Origin of the sequence: Streptomyces sparsogenes (genome assembly GCF_001704635.1) — a bacterium.
Taxonomy (GTDB): Bacteria; Actinomycetota; Actinomycetes; order Streptomycetales; family Streptomycetaceae; genus Streptomyces; species Streptomyces sparsogenes.
On sequence record NZ_MAXF01000126.1, the window covers coordinates 60,348 to 72,383 of the forward strand.

The window sequence follows — 12,036 nt, forward strand, 5'->3', positions numbered from 1 at the left end:
CCGACCGCTCCACGCTCGACGACGTAGAGCGAAATGGTGCCCGTTAGGGTGATCGCTCACCCAGCGACTCCATATTTACGGGAGACGGCGAGGCAGTGAACGAGGCTCGCTCCCGCTGTGATGACGGACTGCATCATCGTGGACAGCACCGACTCCGGCAAGGCTCTCTGACCGAGGCCGCCGTCGCGGACGATCGCTTCCAGCTCACGGCGTGACCGCTCGCCGGCCGATAGGACGGGGTGGCGCAGGATCTCGCGCGCAGCGTGCGCGTCGCCTGCCTGCGTGGTGTCGCTGACGATCGCGTCGTGCAGAGGTTGTGCCTGGGCTTCGCAGCCTTCCGGTGCCAGGTCGATCGCCGCCAGTACCAGTCTCACCCGGAACATGCGCAGGTGTGGTGGGGTGGGCTCCAGGGCATCCCGCACGGCGCGCGCCACGGCGGTGAACGCTTCTACCGTGGCGCGTCCCGCAAGATGGTCGGTGCAGTGGCGGAGGATCTGTGCGACGGCCTTCTCCCACGGTTCGGTGATCGTGGCTTTGTCGATCAAGGAGGCGGCTGCGACCGTGTCGGCTGTGTGCAGGCTTGCCATGATGCGCGCTTGCCTGCTGTCGTGCAGCCGCTCAGGGGCCTTGTCGTAGGCGGTCGCATGCTCTGCCGCTTGGGGCCATCGGCCGGTGGCGGCGAGTAGCCGGGTGCCGTCTTCGAGCAGGAGGGTACGAAGCCAGGGCTGGATGTGGTCCCGGGTTGCGTCGGTGGTGAAGTCGGTGAGGTCGATGGGCTGGCCGTGGACGGTGACGGTGCCGCCATCGTGTACGGCGCGGTGCACGCTCATCAGCTGCTGGTAGGCGGAGTGCGGTTCTCCCGCTCGGGCGGTAAGTCGTACGAGGTTGACGATCGGCTGGAGGCTGTTGATGGCAACGTCCCCGGTGATGGGCCATGCCGCCTGGAGGAGGCGGAGCTGGCGCAGGCACAGGTCAGTCGCCAGGTCGGTCAGGCCGCAGTCAGAGGCGATCAGCGCGGACAGGTTCCAGGTCGCGCACGCGAGGTTGATTCGATCGAGGAGGGGGCCATCCTGCGTCGACTTTTCCGCACAGGCGCGTACCTCTTCGATCCGGGTGGCGAAGGTGGGGTAGACGAGGTGGGACCGGCTGACCAGCGGGAACCGCTTGGCGAGCCGTCGGAACTTTGCCTGCGGGGGCGTCGCGGTCACGGCGTCGGCCTTTCCGTGGAGTCACTGGGGTGCAGGATCGCGGTGCGGGCCGCGTGAGCGAGGATGCTCTGGGTACGGGAAGGCAGGCCGATCCGGTTCCAGTGGAAGATCACGTGATAGGAGATGACCTCGCGCAGGCCGCGGTCGAGGCTTCCGGCCCGGGCGGCTGTGCCGAGGTTCCTTCCCGCGTGGCGGAATGCGTGGACCCAGTCGGCGGCGGGCTTGAGTGTGCGGTCGGACTGGAGCATGGGGCCGGTGGGGCTGGTGTCGGCGAGGAGTAGTTGCCGCAGGCTTCCGGCCATGGCGTGGACCTTGGCCGCTGGTACGTCTGGGAGCAGGGGCCGTTCCTCGGTGACGCGGTGCCAGACGTCACCTTGCTCGTACCACTCCAGTCCGGCGGCGCGCATCAAAGTGGCGCACAGCAGCAGCGACAACTCCCGCCGGCTCAGCTCGCCGTGGGCTGTGGCGAGGATGGCGCGGCTGTCGGCGTGGAACAGGGTGTGGGCGATGGCCATGCTGGTATCACCGCCGAATGCCGCGGCTTCGGGTTCGTAGATGCCGGGCCACCAGCGGTGGACTCGCCCGTCGGCGGTGAGGTTTTCCAGCGTGTCGGCCAGAGTCGGGGGGAGCTGTGTTCCGGGGGCTGGGAGCAGGCGCATCCGCCAGCACGGGTGCTTGCGAATGAACCACCAGCCCGTGATCAGCGTGTCCCGGTGGGCCAGGTCCAGGACGGGGGCGATGTGGTCGGCGGCGGTCTGCTCGGCCTTGTCCCAGTCGGTGAACTGGACGTAGACCTGACGCCACGCCGGGGGCCCTGCCTGCTGGGCGAGCGCGTGGTGCCCGGCCTGCTGGTAGACGGCGATGGCGGCGGCCAGGTCGGCGGGGTCGAGTCCGGCGTGGGCCGCGGCGGTGTCCGTGCTGGCGCCGGCCAGGACTTCGAGGACAGCGTGCAGGGTCACCTCCAGGCGGACGGGTTGGTTCAGTCGATCAGTAGGCATGCGTCCCATCCCGAGGTCGGCGCAGCGTCGTGGGCTGCGGTGGTCAGGGCGAGGGCGGTACCTGCGTCGCCTTGCAGGAGGCCGGGGTCCGCGCCGGGGCTGGTGTGCCGGGTCAGGGCGGCGGCCAAGCTGGGCAGGATGGCGCGCAGGGCCGGGATTGTGGCGTCGTGGGCCGCGCGGAAGGCGGTCTGATAGATCCCCGCCCAGCCGTGGCACAGGCCCGTGTCGGCGAGCTTGGACAACTGGTCGGGGTCGGTGAGGCAGCGGGCCATGGCTTCCTCGTACAGGTGCTGGCGTGCCGTGTCGCGGCGGGCGAGGGCGGCGAGCTGTCCGGAGCGGGCGATGCCTGGGGTGCCGTAGCACCAGCTGGGCCGCGCCGGGCCGCGCTGGGCGGGACGGCCAGCGCACAGTTCGCCGAGGCGGAGGTGTTCAGGCCACCAGGGCCCGGCGGGGCCGTCCTGCCGCCACGTATCCAACCAGTGGAGAATGGTGTCGATGGCGTCTTCATGGCCGTCGACCGTCACGCCTTGGCGCAGGGCGCGGGCCAGGAGCAGCAGCGGGCCGGTGATTCCGTGGGCCGTGCCGAAGTTGGCGTGGCCGGCGAGGACCGTGGACGGGGTGAGGTCAGGCTGGTGGCCCACCCACCAGCCGGGCAGAAAGCCCTGGTCCTCGTGGAGAATGGGGTGGGTCAGCCGCACGAGGTAGGCCAGGACGCGTGCCATCGCGGAGCTGGACGGGGACCGGCGCAGCAGGTACGCGCCGACGCCCGTGAGCCCGTAGAAGACGTCGTACTCGTGGAAGCGGGCTGGACGCCCGCTACGCATACGAGCCTCGGCCGCGTCGACTCTCCGGTGGGCGAGGTCGCTCACGTGCCGGTCCACGGCTGCCAGCGCGTCGTGGTACCGGGGCTTCTCGGCGGTGACGGCGCAGTGGAGCATGAACGCGACAGCGGGCGCCCCCAGGTACAGGCCGCTGGTGTCGGCGGCGCTGACGTTTGTGGCGACGGCGGTCTTGATCCAGCAGTGTGCCTGCTGCCAGGTGCCGTCTCCGGTACGGGCCCGCTCGATGTGCAGCAGCGCGGATCCGGCGACGCCGGCGGCCAGGTCCTGCGCCGCCCAGGGCTGGTCCTGGGGCGGCGGGGTGGGGGTGGCCAGGTGGCGGGCGAAGGCATCCGCCAGCAGAGCCGGGCTGGTTGCGGTGGTCATGGCTGCTGCTCCCGGTGCCGCAAGGCGCAGGCGCGGGTGAGCCGACCGGTGGTGCGTTCTTGATCGGGGTCGACGGGCAGCACCCGTACGTGGTGCTCGTGGAGCAGCGACCGCAGCACGCTGTCGGGGTTGCGCTGCTGGGTGTCCAACTGCTCCCGGTAGGCGGTCAGGGCGGCAGCACGCTGCTGCCAGGCGGCGACGACGTCGGGGCCGCGCGGCAGGGCTTGGAGTGCAGTGTGCTCAGGATTGGCCAGAGCCTGGGCCAGCGCGATGCGGTCCCGGGATATGGGGCCGTGTTCCTGAGGCAGGGTGCGGGACAGCCAGGCAGCCGCTTGATCAACGTCGCCGGTGAACTGCACCGTCAGGTTGAACATGGTGGCGGCGGTCAGGGCCTGCGCGGTAGACGGGTCATCTGCGGCGGCACGGATCTGCGCCACGCTGGCGGCCGAGTCTGCGGCGAACACGAGGTGCGCGGCGTCCAGAGCGGCGCCATGACCGTACGGGCCGGTCTTCGGGGGGCAGGTGACCAGCTCCAGGCGGGAGAGCAAACGTTGGCTGTTGAGGGTGCCGGCCCAGGCGCTGACGAGCTGTGCGGCCGGACCGAAGGCGGCTGGGTCGGGGAGGAGCAGGTACAGGTCCAGGTGCTGGGCGGAGTCCGGGGAGGTTGTGTCGCGGTGGCGTCGGAACCACCAGCGCGGCATCGTGGCGAACTGATCGAGCAGGCCGGGCAGGTGGCCGATCAGGATCTCGTCGTACCGCTGGGGGTGCGCAAACAGGCGGGCACACAGGACGGCGGACTGGCTGGGTGTTCCGAGGTCGGCGGCAGCGGCCTCCGGCGGGAGCGGGACCGTGCTGGCGGGGACCGCGCTGGCCAGAGGGATCAAGAGCTGGTGGGGGCGGCCGATCCACGCCCAGTCCTGCGCAGTGGTGCTTTCGCGTAGTTCGACCATGCGGTTGCGGTCCACGCCAGCCCGCAGCAGCGCCCGGTGAATGTGCTGGCCAAGGTCGAGGGGCAGCTGCTGGCCGTCTTCGACCAGGGCAAGGTGATCGGGGACGCGGAGCCGTTCGCGCCACCGGTCCAGTGCCTTGTCCCAGTCGGCCATGGGGGCGGATCGGGCGGGCAGTTCCTCGGCGGACAGCAACCAGCGGGCGGGCGCGAGGATCGTCCGCTTGTACCGCACGCGTGGCAGGTAGGGCAGGGTGGCGGCGACGCCGAAGGTGAACGCCCGGTAGGCGGCGCTGCGGGCGGTGGTGATCTCCGCGAGGAATCTGGCGAGCGGCGGCGTGTGGACGGACGCTTCCAGTGCGTGGGGGACGCGAGGTTCGACGTGCTGGCCGTTCGACATGCGGACCAGGTAAAACCGGCGGGCATCGGCAGTCACCGCTAGGTCGTCGAGCGGGATCACGCCGGGGCCGGACTCGTGGTGCTGGCCGAGGGGGATGGTGAAGGGCAGCACTTGTACGGTGCGGGAGATGTTCTCGTTGCGCCGCCGCCGAGGAGTGAACGACAGCTGGGCCGCGATCGCACCGGTGCCCGCGGTCGCGTACGAGTTGGTGAGTGCGGTCTGTGTGGACGCCGGGAGCAGGTGCGCGAACCGGCCGAGCATGCTGCTGCAGGGACGGGGGGCTCCGGTGACCAGCAGCCGGTAGTCGCCGCGGTGCACGGCGTCCAGAGTGGGGGCGTGGATCTCTACGGCGATCTCAGCCCGGGGCAGGGGCAGTAGTGGTTCGGTGTGGTCGGCGGTCAGGTCGGCGATCGTCGTCCGGGTGAGGACGAGCTCATGCTTCGCGTCGAGCATGGCCTCCTGGAGCAGGCGCAGGATCTTCTCGTCCCGGTCGGTCACCTGATACGGCGGCCGAGTGCGCTCGGCGCCCAGGAATCCAGCGGGCAGGCCGAGGCCGTTGTCGGCGGCCAGGTCCAGTACGGGCACGACGGCCTCGGTGCCGTAGCGGTCGAGGAACCGCTCGTGGTAGTCGCGCCATTGCGGATACCCGTATGGATGAGGCGACAGCTGGTGCATGACCTGGGCTGCCTCGGCGGCTTCATTCAGCAGGGCTTCGGGGATGTGGGCGGTGCAGTCCAGGGCGGCGTCGACCATGAGTGGGACGCGGCCGGTGGCACTCACGCGCCGCATGCTCTGTGTCAGCCGGTCGCCGGGCATCCAGGGGGCGACCGTGTCCGGGTGTTTCAAGCTGGCTTGGATCGATGCGAGCTGGGACGCCAGCTCTGCGATGTCGGGGATGCCGGCGGCGTCTGCCTTCTCCAGCTCATCACATATGTGGGCAAGCGTGTCGACCGACGTCATCGGGGCCCACAAACTGCTGATCAGAATGTGCTTGCTCAACAGGTCGGAGATCAGGCCAGCGAGCTGGTCCTGGCGCGCGGTAGGGAGTTGCTCGGCCAGGCGGTTCACGAGCAGTTCGTACGGAATCGGGGTGCGGGCCGCCTCAAGCACGGCGGCCACGGGCCGGGTGAGGCGGACAGACAGCTCGACCGGCGCGTAGCCGGAGGTGCGCGCGCCGGTGGACATGCCCTCCAATACATGCCGGTTGCCGCGGGAACGGCCGGTGTTGTTGGCCACGACCGTCAGCCGGGCCAGCAGAGCGGGGTGGCTCTCCAGGCGGGTAATCACGTCTGTCAGCCAGTCGGAATCAGGCCGCAGAACAGTCCGGTATCTCTCACCCCACACGATCTGGGCGACTTGGGCGGGCTCAGCGGGGGCGACGCCAGCGAATACCCCGAACGGGGTGGGCCGGTGGTTCCACCGCAGGAGGTACGCAGCAACAGAGCGGACGGCCCGCCTGATGCGGCGGCCGTCGGTAACGGTGCCGTTCAGGATCTCGGCGACGCGCTGACACAGGACGGGGCTGGCTGCGGACAGTGCCGTCGGCACTGGGGCGCGCCATACCTCCTCCAGCCACTGCCGACCGCGGATCGTGGCGTCGTCGCCGTGCAGGTCAAAGTCCGGCACGGGGATCGGCCGGGAAGCGGTGGAGGCACGCAGCAGCATTCCGGGCTGCCACTGATACCTGAGGGGTAGACCGTGGGCCACCGGTGTCCCTTCCTGTTGGGGGGTGCGCGGACGGGTGGTGCCGGGGCGGCAGCGGTGATCGGCTGCCGCCCCGGCGCACGCCGCGTGTCAGGCGGCGTCCTCGATGGAGGACTGGCAGGCGCTGGCCCCGTTCTCGCAGGTGTTGCCGCAGCCGTCGCTGGTCGGGCACATGAAGACGGTAAGGGGGCTCTCGCCGACGACGACCCTGATGTCCAGCTCGAAGTCGTCGTCGAGGTTGTCGACCGGCAGCCCAACCGGGGCGGGGACGCTGTCGAGTACAGCAGTAATCATGCGATCGCTCTCTCTGTCCGATGGGATGGTGCAGGATGGCCTGGCCAGGCTCCGTGGTCTAGGCAGTCGGCCAGGAGATCGAAATCCGGCTGTGCCTCTTGGTGATGATCCGGTCGCCGGTGATCCGGTCATCGGGTGTGCCCCCCGGGTAGACGGCGATGCGTGGGCCGTCCGTGCCGCGGACCTTTTCGCTCCAGGTGCGGAAGATGTCGGCGATGTGCTCGGCGAACTCGGCCGCGTCGGGTCCGAAGGCGTGGACGCCGTACTCCGCGGTCTTCTTCTCGGTGTCGCGGCGCACGACGGTGTAGGCGAAGTGCGGCCCGTCGATGGCGACCATGGACCAGCTGTTGCCCGTGGGGCCGATCTTGCCGGTGGCCTGATCGGGTTTGATGGACATGAAGCAGAAGTTGGGGACCTGTGTGGACAGGTACATCTGGAGGGTGCCGATGGGCTCCTGGCTGGCGACGGTCACCCCGGTCCACGTCTCGGCGCGGGCACTGTTCAGCACGCCGTCCAGCAGCGAGGGGTCGGCGGGCAAGCCTTCGTCGAAGCGCAGCGTGACGCCCTCGGCTCCGGGGAGCTGCATGACCTGCTGCGTGTGGCTGCCAGCGCCTTGCGCCGCTACGAAACCGCACACGTGTGCGCTGGTGGCGACGAGGTGCCCGGCCTACCGGATGAACGCGTACGTGCGGGTCAGGCCGTTGATGCGGAGCGGCACGACGAGCCGGCCGTCGTCCTTGAGCTGGTCGATCCAGGCGGGCGGGATGTCCCAGGCGCCGACCGTCACCACGATCGCGTCGTAGGGGGCGTGCTCGGCGAGGCCGTTCTCGGCGTCGGCGACGATGACGTTGACGTCGGTGTAACCGGTTTCGGTGAGGAACCGCTTGGCGCGGTCGGCGGGCGCCGGGTCGATGTCGACGGTGGTGACCTGACCGGTGTGCCCCACCAGCTCCGCGAGGTAGGCAGCGTTCGGCCCGTTGGTGCCGATCTCCAGCACGTTGTCACCCGGGCCGATATCGGCCTGCTCCAGCTGCATCGCCTGGATCTGCGGAGCCGACACCGAGCTGATGTGATTGCCGTGCTCGTCCTCCTGTGTGATCACGGCGTTGTAGGCGCTGTAGGCGTCTTCGAGAGACGCCTCCGGTACGGCCAGGTGCCGGGGCACCTTGCGCATGGCGGCCTCAATGGCGGGCGAGGTGATCCAGCCGCCTTCCTTCAGCTGGTCTACGGCCGTGTTGCGTAGCTCGGTCGCTTGGTTCTCATCGGGCTGTTCGGCCATGGGCCTGGTCTCCTCGTGCTGCGTGTACATGAATCCGTGATGATGTCGATGTCCCGTTGGCCGCGCCATGTGGCCCTCCGGCCAAGGCCGACATTCGGACTTCTCCTATCGGTCGGTTCGTCGTACGGCTTGGCGCTGCGCACCGGGTGGCGTCTATGCGGTGGCTGCGCCTCGTTGTCGCTGGGCGTGAAGCTGCGCGATGGCCCGAAGTTGCCGGCGCTCGTACTGCGTAGCGGGGCGCACTGAGGCACAGTGCGACCGCCATTCGAGGCCAGTAGGACGGGTGAGGCACACCATCGGTCCGTCGAAGTCGGCGATGGTTGCGGGCATTTCGTAGTGCCGGTCGTAGACCACCATGCCGACCGCGAGACGGGGCAGGACATCGGTCCACTTCGCGCCGTTCACTGGTCCCCCCTGGCACGGCATCGGGTGCACGGGAACGGGCACAGCGGCGGGCGGTCGTCGCCGTCCTGCTGCTGCCTGCCTTGGCCGTGCTGTCCATCGTTCTGTCCCTGCCGCGGCGGCGCCGTTGGGTTGCTCACCTGTGCCCCCACCCGACGACGTACGGCTGGACCATGGCGGCCCCATGGGCGTCGGGCCGACTGGAGGCCGCACGGTGACGACCGTGGCCGGGAAGTAACAACCGCAACAGTGTTTCGAGGATCTTCGCGCTATGTTTGCGCATGCCGTCAACCTCCATGGGGTTGAGGGCCACGGCCCCCGGACGTTCGCCGCTCCAGCAACGTCGCGGGGGTTCTTCCGTGGCGGGTGGTCTGTGCGGCCGCCGCTCGTCGAGTGGCTGGCCTACAAGAGAGAACCGCCTAACCGCGATTACTGGAATGGGGTCAACGGCTCGGGGGTGGTCAAAGTGATCAAAGATCATCTGAAGTGAAGTGGACACTCCGGAGGCGTCGACCGGATCGTCGCTGTCTGGGACGGCAAGCTGGCACGGGGGCATGGCACAACTGCAAATTGACACGCGGAGTGTGTCGGGACTTCCGTCACCGTGCCGTGGGCCGGAAGAGGCTTTGCGGTGGGAGCAAGGCTCGCGCCTGTGGGTGATTTTCCCGCGCCTGCAGGACACGGGCGAGGAGTTGAGCACTACGTTGGATCTCTGGATCTGCGGCCGGCCCGGGCTCCTGCCGAGCGCAGGTTGGTCAACGTGGTCAAAGATCGGCTTCAGCGGTGGGGGCGCAGCGATGGCACGCGAGCGGAACGAGAAGTTAGCCGCACTGTTGGAGGAAGCGCGCTGGTCACGAGCCCAGGCCGCCGCTGCGTACAACCGAGTCGCCGAGGAGACGCTGAACGGCGAGGTGCGGGAGAACTCCAAGATCGGGCGCTCCCACGTGAGCATGTGGGTGTCCGGAGTTCAGCCGCAGGGCGTTGCGCCCGCTATCTTGTGCCAAGCACTGTCCCGTCGTTTCAAGCGTGACATCACGCCAGAACAGGTCGGGTTCACAGTTTCCACCTCGCCAGCGCAGGAGGCGCTGGACTGGCGCGTCGATCCGTTGATCGCGCTCAACGACTTGGGGAGTGGTGTGGACGCGGACCGGCGTCGTCTGCTGACCGACGGGGTGTATTCCGCGGCGTCCTTGTTGCTGCCGGACGAGACGTGGTGGACTGCTATGGCGCAGCCCCCGGCCGAGCAACCTGTAGCCGGGAAGCGCGTCGGTCGTGGAGATGTGGCGACCATACGGGAGCTCACCCAGGCGTTCTCTCGTATGGACCAACGGCGCGGAGGCGGTCATGGCCGACGCGCCGTGGACGAGTATCTGAAGTCCGAAGTGCTCGACTTCCTTCGGGGTCGATTTGCCAACGACGAGACGCGACGTGCGATGTTCGCTGCCTCAGCGGAACTCGCCTACTTGTCGGGGTGGATGGCGTTCGACAATAGCGAGCACGCGGTGGCGCTCAGCCGCTTCAACACCGCGGTGAAGCTAGCAGCCCGGTCCGGTAACGCGCCCTTGAGCGGTCACATCCTCCGTGCGATGGCGCACCAGTCTCTCGATCTGGGCTTTCGCAGCGAAGCCCTCAAGATTGCGCAGGCGTCGGTGCACGGTGATCGGTACGCCGCCGCTACGCCCCGTGAGCGTGCGCTCCTCGGCGTTGTTCACGCTCGTACCCTTGCCGCGGACGGCCAGAAGCAGGCGGCGGCACGAGCGCTGCTGCGCGCCGAAGACGACCTGTCGAACGTGCGGGATGGAATCAGGGAACCGGACCGAACCTTTTTCTTCGGTGAGGCGTCCTTGGCGCACGAGACCGCATGCGCTCTGCGGGTTCTTGGTGACCATCAGCGCGCAGTGAAGGAGTTCCAGCGCTCCGTCCGTACGCGCGGGGCGGCGTTCCGACGTACCCACGTGGTGACCCTCGGGTACATGGGTGCCACGCAGATCGCACAGGGCGGAGTTGAAGAAGCCTGCGTGACCTGGACCAGCGTTCTGGACGCGATGGAGGATGGAATCTATTCGGGACGGGCGCGGCAGACAGTTGTTGACATGCGGAAACTACTGTCGCCATTTCGGAAGCGTGGCATCCCAGCGGTGGGCGCGCTTGACGCTCGCGCGACCATGTACCTTGCCCAAGTAGATTGATCATACGAGTCGTTGGATCGGAGAAGGGCTGGCCATGGCTTTGAAGATCGAACCGATCGGGGAAGTCGTCGAAGGGCGCGCCGAGGTTGCCGATGACTACTGGGGTGGCGTCGAGTCGGTGATCCAGCTCGATGATTCAGAGTTTCCTCTGGACTCCGTGCAGGGCCTGGAAGAGTTCTCCCACCTGGTGGTCGTGTGGCACTTCGACCAGGCGTCCCCGAGCGACGTCGAGTACCACGCTCGCAGCCCGCGCGGGAACACCCAGTGGCCGGCAACGGGAACGTTCGCCCATCGCAACCACCGACGTCCTAACCAACTCGCGCAGAGCTTCCCACGACTGATCAAGATCGACGGGCTCAGGTTGCACGTGACCGATCTGGACGCCGTGGTCGGTACGAAGATCTATGACCTGTCGCCCTACTTCGAGGAGATGGGCCCGCGAGGAACGGTCCGCGAGCCCGCATGGCCCGGCGAGATGCTGACAGATTACTGGGCTGAGAAGTCCTGATCTTGTCGGCTACGACGCCCCAGAGGCCGGGAGGATGCCCGGCCGTCCTGGTAGAGATGCCGGCCGGGCGTATCCCGAGCACTTAGTAGGCCCAGCCACCCTCCTTGCCAGGTGAGCAGGGGACGATGGGCAGGCTGAGGTTCTGAGCTCGCCCATCGACGGACGGCATCGACCCAAGCGCGTCCCTCGCCGCTGCCGCATTGCTCGGGTCCGCCCGGGCAGCCAGGCAGACCTCCCCACATGCATGTGGACTGGTCAGGCGTACTCGTAGAAGCCCGACCCCGTCTTGCGGCCCAGCCGGCCCGCGTCGACCATGCGCAGCAGCGGCGGCGGGGTGTACTCGGCGTACATAGGTACCGATTGACTTCTATCTGGACGTTGGGAGTCGCCGCGCTCCTGACCTGCACACGAACATCTTTCAGTAGCTTTCGCTGACTTGCTACATCTTCCAAATCGGTCCTCCTGTCGCCTCCCTCGCGGCTTGATACTCCCTCTCACCTCCCTCACAAGGGAGGCGGTAGATGCAGGTAAGAAGCGGGGAAGCGCCCCGCCTGTTGAGGGCGAGGGCAGTACGCGGCCGAAGTTCCGTGCGGACGAGGTGGCCGCCTTCTTCGAGGCGAACCCGAAGCAGCCGGGCAAGAAGCCCACGGCCGCCGCTCCCCGAGCCGACCGAGGAGAGCCCTTGACAACGACAACCGCCAGCACGACGGAACCGGCATGGCTGCCAGCCGTCGAGAGCACGCAGTACGGGCTGCGCCTCCGGGACGGGACGCTGCTGACCTTCGACACTCGTCAGGAGCGCGATGCGCGGCAGGCCGAGTTGGAGCGTGCCGAATGGGAGGTCACGCCGTTGATCCGACGGGCCCGGGTTCAGCACACCGAGTGGGCCAAGGGGTGAGCGAC

At 68.4% G+C, this 12,036-nt stretch carries 8 protein-coding genes and 2 pseudogenes; 3 read left to right on the top strand and 7 right to left on the bottom strand.

Annotation, left to right across the window (positions count from 1 at the left end; translation table 11 throughout):
- Window positions 1-56: 56 nt before the first annotated feature.
- The 6 genes and pseudogenes from BBH68_RS26180 to fxlM all read right to left on the bottom strand — a co-directional run bounded on the left by BBH68_RS26180 (window position 57) and on the right by fxlM (window position 8,034).
- Window positions 57-1,208, bottom strand: coding sequence for a hypothetical protein (locus tag BBH68_RS26180; RefSeq protein WP_065965967.1), 1,152 nt, complete (start codon window positions 1,206-1,208; stop codon window positions 57-59).
- Window positions 1,205-2,206, bottom strand: coding sequence for a thiopeptide-type bacteriocin biosynthesis protein (locus BBH68_RS26185; RefSeq protein ID WP_065965968.1), 1,002 nt, complete (start codon window positions 2,204-2,206; stop codon window positions 1,205-1,207). Before BBH68_RS26185 ends, BBH68_RS26180 begins: the two co-directional genes overlap by 4 nt.
- Entirely contained in the window at window positions 2,188-3,411 is a 1,224-nt protein-coding gene (locus BBH68_RS26190) for a lanthionine synthetase C family protein (protein ID WP_065965969.1), read from the bottom strand. The genes BBH68_RS26185 and BBH68_RS26190 overlap by 19 nt, the downstream gene beginning before the upstream one ends.
- Window positions 3,408-6,422 (bottom strand): lantibiotic dehydratase, encoded by a 3,015-nt coding sequence (locus BBH68_RS26195; RefSeq protein WP_065965993.1) that lies wholly within the window; start codon window positions 6,420-6,422, stop codon window positions 3,408-3,410. Before BBH68_RS26195 ends, BBH68_RS26190 begins: the two co-directional genes overlap by 4 nt.
- A gap of 129 nt (window positions 6,423-6,551) precedes the next feature.
- The gene (locus BBH68_RS26200) at window positions 6,552-6,755 is read right to left on the bottom strand and encodes an FxLD family lanthipeptide (protein WP_065965970.1); all 204 of its coding nucleotides are present in this window, start codon (window positions 6,753-6,755) and stop codon (window positions 6,552-6,554) included.
- A 58-nt stretch (window positions 6,756-6,813) separates the two neighbouring features.
- Window positions 6,814-8,034: pseudogene (gene fxlM / locus BBH68_RS26205) on the bottom strand (methyltransferase, FxLD system).
- 1,106 nt (window positions 8,035-9,140) lie between these two features.
- On the opposite strand from fxlM, the gene BBH68_RS26210 reads away from it, so the two are divergent.
- The gene (locus BBH68_RS26210) at window positions 9,141-10,625 is read left to right on the top strand and encodes an NsdA family TPR-like regulatory protein (RefSeq protein ID WP_342673153.1); all 1,485 of its coding nucleotides are present in this window, start codon (window positions 9,141-9,143) and stop codon (window positions 10,623-10,625) included.
- 34 nt (window positions 10,626-10,659) lie between these two features.
- A complete protein-coding gene (locus BBH68_RS26215) occupies window positions 10,660-11,133 on the top strand; it encodes a TrmO family methyltransferase domain-containing protein (RefSeq protein WP_065965971.1) in 474 nt (157 codons plus the stop codon).
- 255 nt (window positions 11,134-11,388) lie between these two features.
- Here the strand turns inward: BBH68_RS26215 and BBH68_RS43375 are convergent.
- A pseudogene (locus tag BBH68_RS43375) lies at window positions 11,389-11,484 on the bottom strand (3-hydroxyacyl-CoA dehydrogenase family protein); the annotation flags it as partial.
- Between the two features lie 247 nt (window positions 11,485-11,731).
- Here BBH68_RS43375 and BBH68_RS26220 point away from each other — a divergent pair.
- Window positions 11,732-12,031 (top strand): hypothetical protein, encoded by a 300-nt coding sequence (locus BBH68_RS26220; RefSeq protein WP_141713058.1) that lies wholly within the window; start codon window positions 11,732-11,734, stop codon window positions 12,029-12,031.
- The last annotated feature ends 5 nt before the right edge of the window (window positions 12,032-12,036 follow it).

Excerpts from the sequence above, each read along its gene's own strand:
- BBH68_RS26200 (WP_065965970.1), bottom strand. The coding sequence starts at position 6,755 with ATGATTACTGCTGTACTCGACAGCGTCCCCGCCCCGGTTGGGCTGCCG.
- BBH68_RS26190 (WP_065965969.1), bottom strand. The coding sequence starts at position 3,411 with ATGACCACCGCAACCAGCCCGGCTCTGCTGGCGGATGCCTTCGCCCGC.
- BBH68_RS26185 (WP_065965968.1), bottom strand. The coding sequence starts at position 2,206 with ATGCCTACTGATCGACTGAACCAACCCGTCCGCCTGGAGGTGACCCTG.
- BBH68_RS26215 (WP_065965971.1), top strand. The coding sequence starts at position 10,660 with ATGGCTTTGAAGATCGAACCGATCGGGGAAGTCGTCGAAGGGCGCGCC.
- BBH68_RS26195 (WP_065965993.1), bottom strand. The coding sequence starts at position 6,422 with ATGCTGCTGCGTGCCTCCACCGCTTCCCGGCCGATCCCCGTGCCGGAC.